An 18,482-nucleotide genomic window follows, 5' to 3' on the forward strand; every position below is an offset into this window, starting at 1 on the left:
CTTTAGCTTTACACTCCCTTGTTTATTCATATCCTTCTTGAAAATTCTAAATTCTAAATTCTAAATTCTAAATTCTAAATTCTAAATTCTAAATTCTAAATTCTAAATTCTTTAGTCTAATTCAGCTTGATGTTCTATTTGCTTGGCTTTATGAAATAAGCGCTTATGCGCGATTGCTAACAACAATAAACAGGTTGATGCTGCAACGGCATATCTTAACTCAATTGCCAAGTTATGATTAAATACAGTGCTGATTAGCTCAATACTGATAACAACATATATTAATCGACGCAAAAAGTGCTCTTTTAACACGGTTAGCATAAAAGCCCCTAGTGGCGCGCCAATTGCTGCAACCAAGCAAGCTGCCCACCAGCTATTTATAACAAAATCAGACAAGGCAATAGGATTAATAAAAACAAACCAAATAGATGCGCATATTGCATTAAACGCCATGAGTACAACCGTGCTTGGAATCGCTTCTTTGATTGGATATTTAAGTACGTAAACTAGAATAAAAAATAAAACAACATCCGAACCAGAACCAATACTGGCAGATAAAAAACTACCTAACAGCGCCGTAGCAAAAAGAATTAAAGGTTTAAACTTTAAACTGTGTTGGCGAGCATGCAAGCTATGGTTACAAAGCCACAATACCCAAGCTGTTATTAAAATAAACTCACTAAAAGCAAACCTGAGCCATTGCGCACTTAAACTGGTTTGCTCTAATGCAAATGGCAACACAATAATAGCCGCCGGAAAGCAATAAACCAGCAGCTCCCAATGAATTTTTACTCGTCGGCTAATTAAAAATAAAGAAGCAAAGCCCATCCCAATTGTTTGAATGGTTAAACTAAAGTATTTGGCGTCTATCGCATTAACATTAAAAACTTTGGTTAATACAGGAAATGCGACAGCGCCTCCGCCTAGTGGGGTAACTCCTGCAACAAAAGAGCCGAATACCATAGTTGCAGAGGCAGCCCAGTATTCGTAATACAACTGACTTAGTGCCATTGGTTTATCGGCAATCAACCAAAATGAGATGAGGCCAATAAGCGCAAAAGGATATAGCCAGATGCGCTTATTTTTGATTAATTTCATATTTTAAGTTTTGCATACGGATTCGAGTTTGCTTAATTTTGCAAACTCTAAATAAGTTGGCCGCTTCAGCCATATTTTGTTTAGTAAAGAACAAGCTACGGCAATGAGACTCAATAAATTGATTATAATATTTATTGGCTTTTTTAAATTCATATAAAGCGGCTTCATTTTGTAATTTTTGGGTGATAGCTTTTACTTTATCTTCGCTTTCGAGTTGCCAAGCTTTGAGTTCTCGTTCAACTTGTTTAACGGCTTCATCTAAACAGATAGAATAGACTATTGCTTGATGTGATTTTTTATCACAGTTATCAATTAAAGGCGTTTTTATTTGGATTGTGTCGGCTATTGCACTAAAGCTTGTGATAGCGAAATATAAACTGAAACAGAAAATAAGGTGTTTTAGCATTATCATGCTTTTATTTCTCCCAAAGCAAGTTTAAGAATAAGTTGTTTAAGTGGAGTTATATGCTCTACGCTGCTTAGCGCCTGATTCCGCAACCAACTAACCAGTGGGTTTTTCTGATTAAATGAATAAAAGACCATATCCATTGCCGCGCTCATTGTTTGCACATCTAAATTACGTTTTATTTTGTATGAGCGCCAGTGCGTATTATTTTGCAACTGGGCTAAATCGGTCTGAAATTGCTGAATTAAGTGGGTTAATAGGGCAATATCTCTAATGCCGACATTAACCCCTTGCCCAGCTAGCGGATGTATGGTGTGAGCTGCATCACCAACTAAAATCATCCCCTGATTTACCGGATTTAAAACACTCATTTTTTGAAGGGGGAAACTGGCTGAATCTATGAGTTCAAATTCACCTATATGCGCATTAAACAAGTGTTTTAATTGTTGTATTTGCTCAGCCCGAGACGCTTTATTAAGCTGCTTGATATGACGTGGTTTTTGATAAACAATTAAACTGGCAAAATTTTGGTATAAAGGTAAAAACGCAATGGCATTACCTTGCTCAAATCGCTGCCATGTATGATTCATTTCAACTGGATGTTTTAATTTAACACTGGCGCTATAACAAGCTTGTGGGTATTGCCAGCCTTGTTGTGAAAAGCCACCTAACTGCCTGATTTGAGAACGGGCGCCATCTGCCGCGATGACCAATTTACTTTTAAGTTGAGTATGGTTGCTTAAATTCAAATTCCAAAGCTCATCTGCAAACCAACAAGATTCAATATCAGCTTCAACTACCGGAAACTTATTTTGTAATAACGCGGCATTTTGTAGATTCGAATTTTCAACAAAGCAGCCTAAAGCATCGATATGTAAAGATCGAGCATCAAAATGGCAATGGCTTTTTGCTGATTCAGCGACACTGAGCTGTTGGTAGTATTGAATTCGTTGTTGTGCTAAGTGTGGCCAAATGCCTTGTTGTGCTAGCCAGTCAACTGAACCTTGGCTGATTGAGGAAATTCGTAACTCAGGAATCTCAGCTTGTTGATCGTAACAATTCATTTTTTTGTCGATGAGCAATGCATTGATATTTAGCTCAGACAGAGCTGCCGCTAAACTAGCGCCAACCATACCAGCGCCAACAATGATTAAGTCATAAATAGAAGTGGTTGAGTTTGGCTCAGTCATTGAAAAACCTGCAGAATAATAAAGTTTTTACTTTACCATAATTCAATTCAAACGGCTGATTGATTTGTTTAAATTATTATTGTTGATGTAATGACATTAATAAACGATCCATTGCTCGGTAGCCAAGAGCTTGAGCTATGTGAGCTCGGTTCAGCTGTTCTTCCTGTTTCAAATCTGCAATTGTTCTGGCAACTTTTAAAATTCGGTGATAAGCCCGAATCGACAAACCTAATTTATCAATGGCGGTTTCTAAAAAATCAGCATCTTCCATGCTTAACTTGCAATATTTATCTAATTCTCGGTTAGTCAGTTCACAGTTGAGTTTATGTTGTCGGTTGAGTTGGATTTGTCGCGCTTGAATTACTCGATTTTTGATCACTTGGCTAGACTCGCCACGGTCCATGTTTTTTTGTAATGCGCCTTTTGCAAGTCGGCTCACTTCAATTTGTAAATCTATTCTATCTAAAAAAGGGCCGGAAATTTTACTTAAATAACGCAGCATTTGATCTGGGGTTGAGCGCATTTTTTCATCATTATAATGACCGCAAGGGGATGGGTTTAACGCGGCAATTAGCTGAAATTTTGCCGGAAAATCAACTTGGCGAGCCGCTCTGCTAATCGTCACTTTGCCAGATTCTAACGGCTCTCGCAAAACATCTAATACTCGCCTTTCAAACTCAGGTAATTCATCCAAAAATAAAACGCCATTGTGTGCTAATGAAATCTCTCCCGGTTTAGGGTTACTTGAACCGCCCACCAAAGCAACCGCTGAGCAGGTATGATGCGGACTACGAAAAGGACGAGTTTGCCAGCTATCAATATCAGCAGCTCTACCCACTATAGAATGAATTGCGGCTGTTTGCAGGGCTTGTTCTTCATTCATGTCCGGTAAAATACTGGCTAAACGTTCGGCCAGCATGGTCTTTCCGGTACCGGGCGGGCCTAGCATGATTAGGTGGTGCCCACCAGCTGCACAAATTTCTAAAGCTTGTTTTGCATGTTGCTGACCAATCACATCTTGCATATCTATATGAAAGGTTTTTGTTTTAGGTTGCGGTATTTGTTGAGTTAACGGGAGTAGCCTTTGGCCAGCCAAATGATGAAATACATCTAATAATTGGTTCGCGCCTATCACCTGAGCCGATTTTATATGGCTAGCTATTTGTGCATTTTGTTCCGGTAAAATCACAATTCTGTTGGCGTCTTTACAAGCCATTGTCATTGGAATCTCTCCTATAATGGGTCTGAGTTCACCCGACAATGCAAGCTCCCCTGCAAATTCATAGTTAGCGAGTTGATCGCCCGGCAGTTGGCCGCTAGCAGCTAAGATACCTAAAGCGATAGCTAAATCGAATCGACCTCCCTCTTTCGGCAGGTCGGCAGGCGCTAAGTTAACCGTAATTCTTTTATCCGGAAACTCGAAGTGACTATTGATAATGGCACTGCGCACACGATCGCGTGATTCTTTAACTGACGCTTCTGGTAAGCCGACGATAGCGAAACCGGGCAAACCGTTAGATATGTGGGCTTCTACTGTAACTAAAGGTGCATCTATTGCAATTCTGGCGCGGCTATATATGATGGCTAATGACATAAACATCCCTGTTTAACCTAATTTTAGGTTTTTTGTTGAAACTGATTAAATAAATCCCACCTAGTAATTGAAGCAGATGGAATTTATTTAGCCAGTTTCATATTCACATTGTTCAACACTGGCTAAGCTTAACTTAGCTGTCATAGTATAATTTGGTTTTGTAGGTTAGCATCTACTCCAATATCGTACGCAGTATCTGTTACGAATAAAAAAGAAAAAATTAAATAAAAAAGAAATAGATAGAAAGAAACGAAATTAGAAGGGAAATAAATAGAATGAAAATTACAAATAAAATACCAACCAACCTGATTACTGGTTTTTTAGGTGTGGGGAAAACAACAGCAATACAACATTTATTAAAACATAAACCAGAAAATGAAAAATGGGCCGTATTAGTTAATGAATTTGGTGAAATAGGTGTCGATGGCGCCTTGCTACAAAATAGTGGTGCCCAAATTAAACAAGTTCCGGGTGGCTGCATGTGCTGTGTGCAAGGGGTAGGCATGCAAGTTGGGTTAAACGAACTCATTAAACAAAACCCTGACCGCATTTTAATTGAACCCACTGGGTTGGGGCATCCTAAAAAAATAATGGAAACTCTACAAAACGAAATATTCAGCAAGTACTTGGCGATGCGTGCCACTATTACAATGGTTGACCCCGCGACATTAGATGATCCTAAGTACTTAGAGAATGAAAACTTTATTGCTCAGGCACAAATCGCCGATATTATTGTTGCAAACAAAGTTGAACAAGCCAGTAGCGAACAGCTAGAGCGCTTTACTGACTGGAGTGCTAATTATCCTAATGCGAGCCAACTTGGGCAAATTAGTTTTGGCCAGTTATCACTTGAGTGGTTAGATAAACCCGCGAAGGTAAATACTAGTAGTTTGGTTCAAGCCAAACAACATAAAGGTGTAAGTGAATCCGCGGTAACTGAGTCGCTTGAATTGCCAAAAGGTCAAAACTGGGTAATGCGTTCACATTTTGCTGATGGTTTTTGGAGCTATGGTTGGCTAATTGCCTCAGATATCGAGTTTGAATTGGTTGACTTATTAGATTGGATTGCACACGTTAAAGCAAATCGAGTTAAAGCTATCGTTAAAACCAGTAAAGGCATTTTAAAAATTAATGCTGTGCAAGACGATGTTAGATTTGAACCTTGTCAGTTAAACGGATTGGCAAAATTAGAAATTGTAATAGATAGACAGTTAGATAACCCAAGCTTTGAAACCCTATTGGTCTAGGCGTTTCAAAGCCTATGGCCTAGCCTTCACCTACCTGCCTCCGTAAATTTTAATCTTTTATTACTTGATTTGCCTTTTTTTTGCACTAAAATGACGAAAAGTCAAAATGTGACGGTTTGTATAATATGGGTCTTTGGTTAAATCATTTACAGCATAAAAAGCATGCACAAACACAAGGCAACCCATCTATTTATACGCAAACAAAAGTGCAAAAAATAGCAGAACGGGAAACTGAGCTTATCCAGCTGGCACATCAGTTAGTCGATCAAATTGGTTTTGCTAACCTTACTATGGACAAACTAGTGAGTGCGTCAATTTACTCCAAAGGGACTATTTATAATCACTTTGGCAGCAAAGAAGATTTATTAGCTGCACTTGGAGGGTATTCGATAAGTTTTATTCTTGAGCTGATGGAAAAAGCAAGCTCGTTTCCTGGTTTAGCTCGAGAGCGCGCTTTAGCACTTAATTTTGCTTATCAACTCTATACTCAATTAGAGCCAGCGTTAAGTATGTGTGTATTGTCATGTAAAACACCCACCGTAATCGATAAAGCCTCAGCCAAGCAAATGCAGAATTTGCAAACCAAAGAAATGGAAATCTTTGAGTATATAGATCAAGTATTTAATGATGGAATTGCCGATGGCAGCTTACCGATTAACCCTGAAATTTCTCAGCAGCAGCAAATCGCTTTATATTCGTTTTCTGGTTGGGCTTTATCTTTTGGTGCCACTACTTTAGCCAGTCAAAGTGAAGCAACTTTAGGCGTCACCCGGCTTAAGCAAAATAATTTATTATTACAAAGCGTTAATTTATTATTAGATGGCATGAACTGGCAGCCTTTGTCATCACAATTGGATTATCAACAAAGCTGGGGAAACATCATTGATTTTTTCTCAGATTATACTGCTATGCTAAACGGAACCGAACAGTCGCCACAGCGCACTGAGGAAAAACAATGAAAAATTATATTTTAAATAGGGTTGTAGTTAAGCCAAGCTGGACATTGGTTTTAAGCTTACTATTAGTGGTGCTGATGGCTTTTGGCGCTAGTAGCTTGTATTTTCGCGGTGATTACAAAGTATTTTTTGGCCCAGAAAACCCTCAGTTACAAGCATTTGAGTCTATGCAAAAAACATTCAGTAAAAATGATAATGTCACCATCGTTTTAGAGCCAGAGTCTGGTGATGTCTTTAACCCGAAAGTATTGGGCTTAGTGGCTAAAATAACTGAAGATGCATGGCAGACGCCCTTTTCAACCCGAGTGGATTCAGTTACCAATTACCAACACACCGAAGCCGAATACGATGACTTAATGGTTGATTATTTAGTATCTGAATTTTCAGATGTTGAAATCACACAAGAAATGGCTGACAAGACAAAACAAGTGGCGCTAAACGAGCCTTTATTGATTAATCGTATGGTCTCGCCATCTGGCCATGTCACTATGATAAACATCACTGTTCAATTGCCTGATAAGCTTGATCAAACTCAAGAAGTGGTTGAAATTGCCAATTTTGTTAGAGGTATCGTTGCTAAATATCAAACGGAATACCCTGATATTAATTTTCATCAAGCGGGTATTATTATGATGAATAATAGCTTTGTTGAAGAGTCAAAAGGCGACATGATGACATTAATTCCGCTCATGTTTTTAGCTGTCTTACTCATGCTGGCTATTTTATTACGCTCGCTGTTTGCGACGTTAGCTACGCTGTGTATTATTATCACTTCTATTGCATCTACCATGGGTATAGCTGGTTGGCTTGGCATGTACTTATCTACCGCGACCATTAATGTGCCTACCATAGTGATGACACTCGCGATTGCTGATTGTGTGCATATTATTGCATCAATGAATTATAATTTACGGCAAGGCATGAATAAACAACAAGCGATTGCCGAGGCGTTGGAAATTAACTTCTCACCTGTGCTAATTACCAGTGCAACGACAGCAATTGGTTTTTTAACTTTCAACTTTTCAGATGTGCCTCCGCTAAGAGATTTAGGTAATTTAGTGGCTGTAGGCGTCATGTTGGCATTTGTTTTAGCTATTACTTTATTACCTGCGTTGTTAACCATATTACCAATTAAAATACCTAAGCAAACCCAAGGTGAGCTTGGCAAAATGGATAAGTTTGGTGATTGGGTTATTAATAAGCACAAAATTTTATTGCCCATTACTGCTGTATGTATTTTAGCTTCAGCTGCGTTAGTACCGCTTAATCAAGTCAACGACGTCCCGAATAAATATTTTGATCAAGAAATTAAATTTCGTCAGGCATCTGATTTTGTCGATGAAAATTTACAAGGCGTTACCATGCTTGATTTTGAACTATCTAGCGGTGAATCGAGCGGAATTAACAACCCTAAATTTTTAAAAGCGGTGGGGGATTTTACGGCTTGGTTAAGAGCGCATGAGTCAGTCGATCACGTGGTGAGTTTGAGTGATACATTTAAACGCCTAAACAAAAATATGCATGGTGATGATACTAGTTATTATAAATTGCCAGAATCTCAAGAGTTAGCGGCGCAGTATTTATTAATGTATGAAATGTCATTACCGTACGGCTTAGATTTAAACAACCAAATTAATATTGATAAATCAAGCATGCGCGTTAGCGTGACTATGGATAATTTAGGTTCAAAAGAAATAGTAGCGATAGAACAAGCCGTTGATACTTGGTTTGAAAAAAATGCACCTTTTATTGATGTTAAGGCTGCGAGCCCTTCACTGATGTTTGCGCATATTGGTGAGCGCAACATGAAAAGTATGTTAGTGGGTAGTACACTGGCATTAGTGTTGATTTCAGGTTTACTTATTTTTGCCCTTAAATCTTTTAAATATGGTTTTATTAGCTTATTGCCAAATTTAGCACCTGTTGCAATGGGGTTTGGTTTTTGGGCTCTGTTTTCGGGCGAGGTGAATTTAGGTTTGTCGGTTGTGACCAGTATGTGTATTGGTATTGTGGTTGATGATACAGTTCACTTTTTAAGTAAATATAAACGCTCGAGAGAAAAAGGAAATAGCGCAGAACAAGCGGTACGCTACGCTTTTAGTAGTGTCGGCAGAGCCTTATGGATTACTACTTTAGTATTGTGTACCGGTTTTATGGTTCTGGCTCAATCAGCCTTTGCACTCAATGGTGATATGGGGCTATTAACAGCCGTCATTATTTTATTGGCATTAGCGGTCGACTTTTTATTTTTACCTGCGTTTTTGTTGGTATTTGATAAGACGGTTTATTCAAACAGGAGTTTAGACAATGTTTAAAGCAAAAAAACAATCCAGCTGGCTTAAGCTGATTGTTGCATCAAGTTTGGTATTAATAACAGCCAGTTTTGCTAGCCATGCAGAGCCAGCTAATAAAGGGCTAGAAATTGCTAAAGAACGCAAAGCCAGAGATCAGGGTTGGGGTGATTCTGAGTCAGTGTCGTTAATGGTATTAAAAAATGCCCAAGGCGATGAAAGCGTGCGTGAAATGCGCATAAAAGCATTAGAGGTACAAGGCGATGGAGATAAAGGGTTAACGATATTTGATGAGCCTAGAGATGTTAAAGGTTCTGCTTTTTTAAACTTTTCACATGTCAATAAACCTGATGATCAATGGTTATATTTACCCGCATTAAAACGGGTAAAGCGTATCGCCTCACGAAATAAATCTGGCCCTTTTATGGGCAGTGAGTTCGCATACGAAGATTTAGCTTCATTTGAAGTCGCTAAATATACCTATAAGTATTTAAGAGATGAAACCGTTAATGGTGAGCTTTGTTGGGTGATTGAATCTACCCCTACAGATAGATACTCAGGTTATACGAAGCAAGTCACATGGATTGACCAATCAGAGTATAGAGTGCAAAAAATTGATTTTTATGATCGAAAAAAATCATTATTAAAAACGTTAATATTTGATCAATACAAGCTGTATTTAGATAAATATTGGCGCGCACATAAAATGACAATGACTAATCATCAAACCGGTAAAAGCACAGATATGATCGCCAAAGAAATTAATTTTAAAGTTGGCTTAACAGACAATGACTTTAACCAAAATAGCTTACGCCGAGCGCGCTAAATAACTATTTTAAACGCTGTTTGAGTAGCGGGTTAAGCGACCCGCTACGTTTTACCTTTATCTCACTCAACATTGACACTCAGTTAAACGGGCACAATATGATTAAACCAGCCGCCTTTATTTTATTAAGCATAAGCAGTTTGTTACCTTTTAGTGCTAGCCAAGCGGTAGAGTATGAATTTATCGGCTCCCTTGGCGCGCAAGGGCGTTACTTTACTGAACAAGCGAATGATCCACAGCAAACAAAATCTCAACTTTCAGTATTTGCAGAGCCTGAATTGTATTTACAGTGGAACGATGGCGATGATTCATTTACCGCAAAGCCATTTCTTCGGGTAGATTCTGCGGACGACGAACGAACTCATTTTGATATTCGAGAAGCGGTTTGGCTGCATGTGCAAGATGATTGGGAGCTTAGAGTTGGTATCAACAAAGTATTTTGGGGTGTGACTGAAACGTTACACTTAGTTGATATTGTTAATCAAACCGATGGCGTTGAATCATTTGATGGCGAAGAAAAATTGGGGCAGCCCATGGTGCAGTTTTCGTTATTTAAAGACTGGGGCTATTTAGACGTTTTCATTTTGCCTTATTTCAGAGAACGAACATTTGCTGGGGAAGAAGGCCGTCTTCGAGGCCAATTTAAGATAGATACAGACAGCGCGATATATGAATCTTCACAAGAACAAAACCATATTGATTTTGCAGCCAACTGGCGAAATACCTATGACTTTTTAGATTTAAGTCTTAATGTTTTTAAAGGGACTTCAAGAGAACCTGAATTTGTTGCTAAGTTAGATTCAACTGGTGAACCCACTGGCGAGTTAATTCCATTTTATCCTCAAATCACCCAGTTTGGTGCTTTGGTTCAATATGTTAATGAAGCTTGGTTGTGGAAATTAGAAACGATTAACCGAGGTGGCGATACCATTGACGATTATAATGCCATGGTGGGTGGCTTTGAATATACCTTAGTGGGGATTGGCGACTCTACGACAGATTTAGGCTGGGTGGTTGAATATGCTTATGATGAAAGAGATGCAAACGAGGTCGCGACCCAAAATGATATTTCATTAGCTGCCCGAATTGTTATGAATGACATAGATTCCACTGAAATCTTAGCGGGTTTTAGCCAAGATTTAGAATTTAGCGATAGCCGCGCTTTATTCATTGAAGCCAATACTAGAGTGGGAGATTCATCTAAACTCATTTTTGATATGTGGCTGTTTAGCGGCGATGATCCGCAAGATATTAGCTCGCAATTTGAACAAGAGGATTTTGTGCAGCTTTCTTACGAGTGGTATTTTTAATACCGCTCAAAAATAATATTTTAAATAAATGTCGGCTAGATATAAAAATGTCATTAGGGTAAGTTAACTTGTGTTTTTATATTTACGGTTTTAGGTCTAAACTGAATGGTAACGCATTTTGATGAAGGAGCAGAAAATGTCAGCTATATCGGGTTATACGATTAAAGTGATTCAACAGCGTATTGAAGTAAGAGTTTGGGGTGAGTTTGATTTAGCGTTGGCTAAACAGCTTTATGGTGAACTTAAACAAAAAGCCAGTTTAATTAGTGATAAAGACTGGGTTGAGTTAATTGATTTCTCTAAATGGCAGTTAGCCACCCCAGCTTGCTTTGAATTAGTTGAACCTTTTTATTATTGGGCAAAACAAAACGGCCTGTGCAAACGAGTTGTGATAGTGCCAGCTGGTGAAGTTAAAGGGGTAGTGCAAGAGGTAGTTAAAACGCTTTCACCTATACCAACCTTTTATTTTGATAATTATAAGGCTGCTATGTCTACTTTATATCAGCCTGAATTCACTGCAAAAGAAGCTGCATTTGGAGTTTAAGCTGTCTTTAATAGAATGCGGCTTGATGTCAACTTAGTTGCCAATAGCCGGAATCTTCTGGTTAATTCACATTAACTACTCATTCACCTTTTAAAGGCTGTAGCAACAAGCTAATCATTTTTATCTAATCATCTCTGATACCAGAATAATTTGGTTATTACTGTTTTTTATGGTGTATTTGGGTTTTGAGGTAAAAAGCCAATCCATATCTTAACTATCGTTCAAACTTATTTCTCAAATTTATTGTTCAAATAACGGCGTTAAACAATGGGTAGAATATTTGCTCACCCTTAAAGGTTTGCTTAGCGGTTCGGTTGGGCGGTAGCTCAATTTGCTTAGGTGCGGATCAGTCATTATTTTAAACTGATGTTAGCTGCTAAACCTCATTTTAATATTAGGGACTCAACACTACTTGGCTACAAAAAATCGAAAGCTAACCTTGAGGTATGAGAAATAATAAGAAAAGGGACCCTTTTCAAAGCTACTTATATTAACACTGAAGTCAATACAAGTAGCTTATTGTGACTAAAGTATTGGCAGTTTAACCTATTTTAGCTTTATCAAATTTGGCGATATTGTCTTGTGTCAATTTATCTTCAATTTCGTCTACTGGCTCTGCAAAATCTAATTTGGATAGCTCAGCTGACTTGCCTTTAAATGCTTTTGCAAATAAATCTTTATTGCGCGCAATTAAACGACCAATATCATCTAGTTGGGTTTCATTTAAACCGGGAACATTTTCATTAACTGCATTAGAAATCGCTTCTGCAAGTTCTAACATTTGATCATGTGCATCTGCATCTTTTTTACTGGTAAACATTTTTCCGTCCCGATCACATTGCCATAGTGCTCTAACTGCCATTTTATTCACCTTTAAACTGGATTAAGTTATGTTTGCTATACAGTGTATTTTTTTACTTTACCAATTAACTGGTTATTTGTACAGTTAATTGTATTGGTAATTTTAGAGACTTTAATTGAAGTAAAATTAAAAATACTCGCTGATATCCAATGATTTTTGCTTTTCGCTTAGTTTATTAGCTATGCTAATATTAACCTAATCATAGCATTGTATTGATTAAAAACGTCATTTTTGATTGAAAATTGAACAACTAAGCAATTATTCATGCGAAAAAGAAGACAACTCGGCTAAACTTATTTAAAGTTTAGGGATCTGACATTACTTAAAAACGATTTATTCCTTTGGTCAAACATTCCAATATAAAAGTTGCTACAGCTGATCTTGAATCTTTATATCGTATTTTTACGGTAGCCGAAGCGCCAGATTCAACATTAGGCCAGATTGAACGTGAAATATCAGAAAACCTAGCTGGTTTTTTGAATGAACGTATTGTTGCGCGCGCAGTATCATTGGCTGATATTGAACGTGATTTTAGCTGCTCTGGTATGCCTGAAAAACCAACTTTTGTATCTGAACACACTCAATTTTTATTAGATAAACTTGTCGCGAACTCAGTTCACACTGCCGCGCCTAGTTTTATTGGTCATATGACATCTGCCTTGCCTTATTTTATGTTGCCGCTGTCAAAAATTATGATCGCGTTAAACCAAAATCTCGTCAAAATTGAAACCTCAAAAGCTTTTACACCGCTAGAGCGCCAAGTGCTAGGCATGATGCATAATTTGGTTTTTGAGCAAAACGACGATTTTTATCAAACCTATATGCATTCTGAATCTGATTCATTAGGTGCATTTTGTTCGGGTGGTACGCTGGCTAATATTACTGCACTTTGGGTAGCAAGAAATAATCTATTAAAAGCGGATGATCAATTTAAAGGCGTTAATCGCGCGGGTTTGTTTCCGGCGTTAACACATTATGGCTATAACGGACTCGCAGTGTTGGTATCGGAGCGGGGTCATTATTCGTTAGCTAAAGCTGCAGATGTATTAGGTATCGGCCGTGATAATTTAATTGCTATACATGTCAATGGCGAGCACAAAGTGCTGGTTGATGAAATGCGGCAAGCGGCGAATGAACTTGAAAAGCAAAACATAAAAGTGATGGCGATTGTCGGGATTGCTGGCACCACTGAAACCGGCAACGTTGATCCACTCAACGAACTTGCCGATTTGGCGCAATCTTTAAATTGCCATTTTCATGTTGATGCGGCTTGGGGCGGCGCTACTTTATTTTCGAAAAAGCACAAAGCCTTATTAAAAGGCATCGAAAGAGCTGACAGTGTAACAATAGATGCGCATAAACAAATGTATGTGCCTATGGGCTCTGGGCTGGTTTTATTTAAGCGCCCTGAGCTAGCCAGCGAGATAGAACAACATGCTGAATATGTGTTACGTAAAGGCTCTAAAGATTTAGGCTCACACACGCTTGAAGGCTCAAGGCCAGGCATGGCAATGTTAGTTTACTCTGCACTTAAAGTCTTGGGTCGTCAGGGCTATGAATTATTGATAAACCGGAGTTTAAAACAAGCTCAATATTTTGCTGATTTAATCAATCAACAAAGTGATTTTGAATTAGTTTCAAAACCTGAGCTGTGTATTTTAACCTATAGATATGTGCCTAAAGCAATTCAGACTTTATTAGCCTCAGCCGATGAAACCTTACAAGCTGTGATTAATGAAAAGTTAGATGATTTAACCCGTTTTATTCAAAAGTGTCAGCGTGAAGCCGGTAAATCGTTTGTCAGTCGGACACGGTTAAGTAGCCAAGTTTACTCGAATCAAACCATTACAGTGTTCAGAGTGGTATTAGCTAATCCATTAACCACAGAAAAAATTCTGCAAGATGTATTAGCTGAGCAAGCTAAGTTAGCTCAACTAAGCCAGTTTGCATTGCCAGAGTTAGCGCAGTTACTTAAAGAAAGGCAAGTGAACCATTACCAGTAACTTATAAGTTGCGGTTATGAGTTTGACTTACTAACACTTTTTCTAAGATCTGCCATGTAAGCGGACTCTTTTGGCACTTTTAACTCAGCTAATAACCCCTGTATATAATCATCGGGTGGCGGAAGCTGCTCAGCAAATTTCATATTGGTGCTAAAGCGAATAATTTTATCTTGCTGAACGAAGAAATACACATAGTTGTGCATATATAGCTCATCGTGTAGGTGGATTCGGCTTTTGCCTCTTAATCCTTGATATTTTTGCTGCCCAAATTCAAATGAAACTTCATCAATATCTTCTAAGCTTCGCGATTGGTAACCTTTCTCTTTTACTAATTCATCTAGGTTTTGGTAGGCTAAAACGGCCTCGTCCATTAAGATGCTGGTTTGATTTTGCCAATTAAGTTGACGGATGGGGTAGATAAAAACGTTAAAAATATCTAACTCATAAAACCGGCTTTGATAACTTAACCTTGTTCCAAATAAAGGATTATCTGACTGATCTTGCTCCATAAAAACCAGCTCCTCGGTTTGTTTTGGATAAGACAGTTGAGTTTTGTAGTTACTACTTGGTAAGGTTTGTTGATTTGCACATGAGGTTAAACTGGTTAAACTTAACGTGAGCAAAGTTAATAGCGCAGGGACAATACGAAAAATCAAAATTTAACTTACCTTAAATCATCATAAAACAAAGTTTAATAGTACCTAATTATAAATAAATTATCTTGTTCTAATTGTGGCCTGTCATACAAGCTCGATAAAATAATTAGCAATCAATGGCTATATTCTGCACACTTATTGCTAATTAGCGTATACTTGCAAGTGAAGTGCTTACCAAATTAAAGTAAGCAATGACAATGATTAAATAACTAAAATTAAATAACCAAAAGAGAAACATACCTAATTAATGAAATTAACAAATCAAACTAATACTCTCAAATATCATCCGCTATTAGCAGAGAAACTGGTCGCCTTGGTTGAAAAGCAAGACCAAGCAATGAGTTATCTTGCGCTGTGTGAACAATTAAACATTCATGGTTTAGAAGCAGAAAAAGAACTCCAAGCTTGTTTAACCGCAGTGGAACAAGAGGGTAGAGTTGTGCGTGATAAACAAAACAATTACGCCACACCTGAGGTATTAGGTTTGCATGTTGGTAAAGTGATTGGCCACAAAGATGGCTTTGGCTTTTTACAACTTGCAAAAGGGGTTAAAGATTTATTTATTCCCCATCACCAATTAGAAACTTTATTGCATGGCGATTTAATCTTAGCCAAGCAATCAGGTACAGATCATCGCGGCCGTAAAGAATGCCGTTTAGTTCGCGTTTTACAATCACGAACCGAACCTTTAGTCGGTCGTTTATTTGTTGAGCATGGTATTGCCTATGTAATGGCTGATGACAGCCGAATTACCCAAGAAATTATTATTCCAAACGAGCATAAAAATGGTGCTCGAAATGGCCAAATGGTCGTTGCTGAATTAATGACCCGACCGAGTAAGCGAGTCAACGCAACTGCAAAAATAGTTGAAGTGTTGGGTGAACACATGGCTCCTGGAATGGAGATCGAAGTTGCGCTTCGCAACTATGATATTCCGCATCAATGGCCTAAAAAGCTAGATAAAGAGCTAAAAGCTTTTAGCGAACAAGTGCCTGAAAAAGCAAAGTTAGATCGGGTTGATTTACGCGATTTACCACTTGTCACCATAGATGGTGAAGATGCTCGAGACTTTGATGACGCGGTTTATTGCGAAACCAAACGCTCAGGCGGCTGGCGACTATGGGTTGCTATTGCGGATGTAAGCTATTACGTTCGCCCAGGAACCACGTTAGATGACGAAGCCCAGCAGCGCGGCACATCGGTTTATTTTCCTGAACAAGTTGTGCCTATGTTGCCCGAAAAACTATCAAACGGACTTTGCTCGCTTAACCCTCAGGTTGATCGTTTATGCATGGTTTGTGAAATGACAGTGAGCGCGCGCGGTAAATTGTCGGGTTATAAATTTTATCAGGCAGTTATCAACTCTCATGCACGTTTAACTTATAATAAAGTGAGCGCTATTTTAAAAGGGGATGAAGCCTTACGTGAGCGATATCAACATTTAGTACCACACCTTGAAGATTTAAATCAAATGTATGCCAGCTTAAAACAAGCTAGAATGGAGCGTGGCGCAATTGAATTTGAAACACTTGAACCTAAATTTGTGTTTAACGCGCAACGTAAAATTGAATCAGTAGAAATAGTGACTCGTAACGACGCTCATAAAATTATTGAAGAATGTATGATTTTAGCGAATGTTGCCGCAGCACAGTTTATTGATAAGCATCAAGCTCAGGCGTTATATCGAGTTCATGATAAACCCGACAGTGAAAAACTATCTCAGTTTATTCAATTTTTAGCTGAGTTAGGTATCAGTTTAACCCTAGATGGCGATATAGAACCAACCGATTTTAAATCAGTTGTTGATAAAATAGAGGGACGACCTGATCAAGAGTTAATTCAAACCATGTTGCTTAGATCAATGAAGCAAGCTAATTACACGCCAGAGAATATTGGTCATTTTGGTTTGGCACTCAAAAATTATGCGCACTTTACCTCGCCAATTCGTCGCTACCCAGATCTTATTTTGCACCGTGCAATCAAGGCTATTTTACTTAAACAAAATAATATTCCCCAAGGAAGTGGTGAGCATACCTATAATCCAACTGAAATGGAGGATTTAGGCGATCATACTTCAATGGCTGAACGACGCGCTGAAACCGCAACTCGCGATGTTGCTAACTGGCTTAAATGTGAGTTTATGCAAGATCATGTTGGTGATGAGTTTGAAGGGGTGATTTCAGCCGTGACCAGCTTTGGTTTTTTTGTGCGAATTAATGATCTTTTTGTTGAAGGTTTAGTTCATGTCAGCACACTGCAAAGTGACTTTTACATTTACGATGCAATTAAGCATCGTTTAATTGGCGAGCACAAACGCAAAGTGTACAAAATTGGCGATGAAGTTGAAATTAAAGTGATGTCTGTCAATTTAGAAGATAAAAAAATTGATTTTGTGCTTAATGATTTAGAATCTCAATCAGCTAAACCAAGTCGCCCAGCTAAATATGGTAAACGTAAAGCTAAAAGCTCAAAAGCTAAAAAATCAAAATCGGCAGACCATAACACTTCGTTTGAACCAGCTAAAAAAAAGCCAAGCGGCAGTAAAACTCAGCAGTTCATGGCAAAAGATAATGCTGGAAAACCAGCAACAGACAAACCTAAACGAGGCAAAAAGCCTAAAGCTTCTAGTACAAGCAGAAAGGCAAACGCCAATAAAAAATCAACCCCAAAAGCAAATAAGACTAAGCGGAGATAACATTGAGTAAGTCAGAGTTAATTTTTGGTTTGCATGCTGCAGAATCATTAATTGAAAGCGCACCACACCGATTTATAGAAATTTTTTGTTTAAAAGGTCGTAATGACGATAGGTTAAACAAGATTATTAGCATTGCGCGTAAACACGGAATTTCTATTCAATTTACTCAGCGTAAAACCTTAGATGATAAAGCCAAAGGTGAGCAGCACCAAGGGATTGTTGCTCGTGTTCAACCAACACCTGCGCTTACTGAAAATGATTTAGATGCTATTTTAAAACAATCGAATAAGCCTGCGTTTTTGTTGATTTTAGATGGGGTAACCGATCCTCATAACATAGGCGCTTGCTTGCGCACAGCAGATGCGGCAGGTGTAGACGCCGTTATTGTACCTAAAGATAAATCAGGTAGTTTAACCGCAGTTGCAAAAAAAGTAGCTTGCGGAGCGGCAGAAGTGGTGCCTTTTATTCAAGTAACTAATTTAGCGCGAACTTTGCGTGATATTCAGCAGCAAGGAGTTTGGGTAGTAGGCACCGCGGGTGAAGCAACACAAACTTTATATCAAGCAAAATTAACAGGCCCTATGGCACTTGTTATGGGCGCAGAGGGCAGTGGAATGCGCAGATTAACGCGCGAAACCTGCGATGAGCTTATTTCAATACCAATGTCGGGTAGTGTTTCAAGTTTAAATGTTAGTGTTGCAACAGGCGTGACATTATTTGAAATGGTTCGCCAACGACAAGCGGCAAAATAAATTTTTGTTTGAACTATTCGCTTAGTTTAGACGAGTCTAAATTAGGGCGTGT

Annotated in this window: 15 protein-coding genes; 9 read left to right on the forward strand and 6 right to left on the reverse strand. The window is 38.4% G+C overall.

The genetic code is table 11. The features are described from left to right. Positions 1-111: 111 nt before the first annotated feature. From OLW01_RS01795 to OLW01_RS01810, 4 genes are all read right to left on the reverse strand, one after another. Positions 112-1,098 (reverse strand): sulfite exporter TauE/SafE family protein, encoded by a 987-nt coding sequence (locus OLW01_RS01795; RefSeq protein ID WP_268074924.1) that lies wholly within the window; start codon positions 1,096-1,098, stop codon positions 112-114. After that, positions 1,079-1,510 (reverse strand): hypothetical protein, encoded by a 432-nt coding sequence (locus tag OLW01_RS01800; RefSeq protein WP_268074925.1) that lies wholly within the window; start codon positions 1,508-1,510, stop codon positions 1,079-1,081. Before OLW01_RS01800 ends, OLW01_RS01795 begins: the two co-directional genes overlap by 20 nt. After that, positions 1,507-2,694: an FAD-dependent monooxygenase gene (locus tag OLW01_RS01805; protein ID WP_268074926.1), complete on the reverse strand. Its 1,188-nt coding sequence runs from the start codon at positions 2,692-2,694 to the stop codon at positions 1,507-1,509. Before OLW01_RS01805 ends, OLW01_RS01800 begins: the two co-directional genes overlap by 4 nt. Positions 2,695-2,770: 76 nt before the next feature. Next, positions 2,771-4,288 (reverse strand): YifB family Mg chelatase-like AAA ATPase, encoded by a 1,518-nt coding sequence (locus OLW01_RS01810; protein ID WP_268074927.1) that lies wholly within the window; start codon positions 4,286-4,288, stop codon positions 2,771-2,773. 275 nt (positions 4,289-4,563) lie between these two features. Between OLW01_RS01810 and OLW01_RS01815 the strand changes: the two genes are divergently transcribed. The 6 genes from OLW01_RS01815 to OLW01_RS01840 all read left to right on the forward strand — a co-directional run bounded on the left by OLW01_RS01815 (position 4,564) and on the right by OLW01_RS01840 (position 11,462). Beyond that, positions 4,564-5,535: a CobW family GTP-binding protein gene (locus OLW01_RS01815; protein WP_268074928.1), complete on the forward strand. Its 972-nt coding sequence runs from the start codon at positions 4,564-4,566 to the stop codon at positions 5,533-5,535. A gap of 125 nt (positions 5,536-5,660) precedes the next feature. Next, positions 5,661-6,494: a TetR/AcrR family transcriptional regulator gene (locus tag OLW01_RS01820; protein ID WP_268074929.1), complete on the forward strand. Its 834-nt coding sequence runs from the start codon at positions 5,661-5,663 to the stop codon at positions 6,492-6,494. Next, positions 6,491-8,806, forward strand: a complete 2,316-nt coding sequence (locus OLW01_RS01825; RefSeq protein ID WP_268074930.1) for an efflux RND transporter permease subunit — start codon at positions 6,491-6,493, stop codon at positions 8,804-8,806. The genes OLW01_RS01820 and OLW01_RS01825 overlap by 4 nt, the downstream gene beginning before the upstream one ends. After that, positions 8,799-9,608 (forward strand): outer membrane lipoprotein-sorting protein, encoded by an 810-nt coding sequence (locus tag OLW01_RS01830; protein ID WP_268074931.1) that lies wholly within the window; start codon positions 8,799-8,801, stop codon positions 9,606-9,608. The genes OLW01_RS01825 and OLW01_RS01830 overlap by 8 nt, the downstream gene beginning before the upstream one ends. A gap of 98 nt (positions 9,609-9,706) precedes the next feature. Next, positions 9,707-10,918 carry a hypothetical protein gene (locus OLW01_RS01835; RefSeq protein ID WP_268074932.1) on the forward strand — a complete coding sequence of 404 codons (1,212 nt, stop codon included), beginning with the start codon at positions 9,707-9,709 and terminating at the stop codon, positions 10,916-10,918. Between the two features lie 136 nt (positions 10,919-11,054). Next, a complete protein-coding gene (locus OLW01_RS01840; RefSeq protein ID WP_268074933.1) occupies positions 11,055-11,462 on the forward strand; it encodes a hypothetical protein in 408 nt (135 codons plus the stop codon). A 541-nt stretch (positions 11,463-12,003) separates the two neighbouring features. Here OLW01_RS01840 and OLW01_RS01845 read toward each other — a convergent pair. After that, entirely contained in the window at positions 12,004-12,324 is a 321-nt protein-coding gene (locus tag OLW01_RS01845; protein WP_268074934.1) for a YebG family protein, read from the reverse strand. A gap of 341 nt (positions 12,325-12,665) precedes the next feature. Here OLW01_RS01845 and panP point away from each other — a divergent pair, with 341 nt between their 5' ends. Further along, positions 12,666-14,327: a pyridoxal-dependent aspartate 1-decarboxylase PanP gene (panP, locus tag OLW01_RS01850; RefSeq protein WP_268074935.1), complete on the forward strand. Its 1,662-nt coding sequence runs from the start codon at positions 12,666-12,668 to the stop codon at positions 14,325-14,327. Positions 14,328-14,341: 14 nt separating this feature from the next. Here the strand turns inward: panP and OLW01_RS01855 are convergent, their stop codons facing one another. Continuing rightward, positions 14,342-14,983: a hypothetical protein gene (locus OLW01_RS01855; RefSeq protein ID WP_268074936.1), complete on the reverse strand. Its 642-nt coding sequence runs from the start codon at positions 14,981-14,983 to the stop codon at positions 14,342-14,344. 247 nt (positions 14,984-15,230) lie between these two features. On the opposite strand from OLW01_RS01855, the gene rnr reads away from it, so the two are divergent. Both rnr and rlmB read left to right on the forward strand, forming a co-directional pair. Continuing rightward, complete coding sequence (gene rnr, locus OLW01_RS01860) at positions 15,231-17,678, forward strand: ribonuclease R (RefSeq protein ID WP_268074937.1); 2,448 nt, start codon at positions 15,231-15,233, stop codon at positions 17,676-17,678. 2 nt (positions 17,679-17,680) lie between these two features. Beyond that, on the forward strand, positions 17,681-18,430 hold the full coding sequence (gene rlmB / locus OLW01_RS01865; RefSeq protein ID WP_268074938.1) for a 23S rRNA (guanosine(2251)-2'-O)-methyltransferase RlmB: 750 nt from the start codon (positions 17,681-17,683) through the stop codon (positions 18,428-18,430). The last annotated feature ends 52 nt before the right edge of the window (positions 18,431-18,482 follow it).

Source organism: Catenovulum adriaticum, assembly GCF_026725475.1.
In the GTDB taxonomy this organism is placed as follows: Bacteria; Pseudomonadota; Gammaproteobacteria; order Enterobacterales; family Alteromonadaceae; genus Catenovulum; species Catenovulum adriaticum.

Excerpts from the sequence above, each read along its gene's own strand:
- OLW01_RS01795 (WP_268074924.1), bottom strand. The coding sequence starts at position 1,098 with ATGAAATTAATCAAAAATAAGCGCATCTGGCTATATCCTTTTGCGCTT.
- OLW01_RS01800 (WP_268074925.1), bottom strand. The coding sequence starts at position 1,510 with ATGATAATGCTAAAACACCTTATTTTCTGTTTCAGTTTATATTTCGCT.
- OLW01_RS01805 (WP_268074926.1), bottom strand. The coding sequence starts at position 2,694 with ATGACTGAGCCAAACTCAACCACTTCTATTTATGACTTAATCATTGTT.
- OLW01_RS01810 (WP_268074927.1), bottom strand. The coding sequence starts at position 4,288 with ATGTCATTAGCCATCATATATAGCCGCGCCAGAATTGCAATAGATGCA.
- OLW01_RS01815 (WP_268074928.1), top strand. The coding sequence starts at position 4,564 with ATGAAAATTACAAATAAAATACCAACCAACCTGATTACTGGTTTTTTA.
- OLW01_RS01820 (WP_268074929.1), top strand. The coding sequence starts at position 5,661 with ATGGGTCTTTGGTTAAATCATTTACAGCATAAAAAGCATGCACAAACA.
- OLW01_RS01825 (WP_268074930.1), top strand. The coding sequence starts at position 6,491 with ATGAAAAATTATATTTTAAATAGGGTTGTAGTTAAGCCAAGCTGGACA.
- OLW01_RS01830 (WP_268074931.1), top strand. The coding sequence starts at position 8,799 with ATGTTTAAAGCAAAAAAACAATCCAGCTGGCTTAAGCTGATTGTTGCA.
- OLW01_RS01835 (WP_268074932.1), top strand. The coding sequence starts at position 9,707 with ATGATTAAACCAGCCGCCTTTATTTTATTAAGCATAAGCAGTTTGTTA.
- OLW01_RS01840 (WP_268074933.1), top strand. The coding sequence starts at position 11,055 with ATGTCAGCTATATCGGGTTATACGATTAAAGTGATTCAACAGCGTATT.
- OLW01_RS01845 (WP_268074934.1), bottom strand. The coding sequence starts at position 12,324 with ATGGCAGTTAGAGCACTATGGCAATGTGATCGGGACGGAAAAATGTTT.
- rnr (WP_268074937.1), top strand. The coding sequence starts at position 15,231 with ATGAAATTAACAAATCAAACTAATACTCTCAAATATCATCCGCTATTA.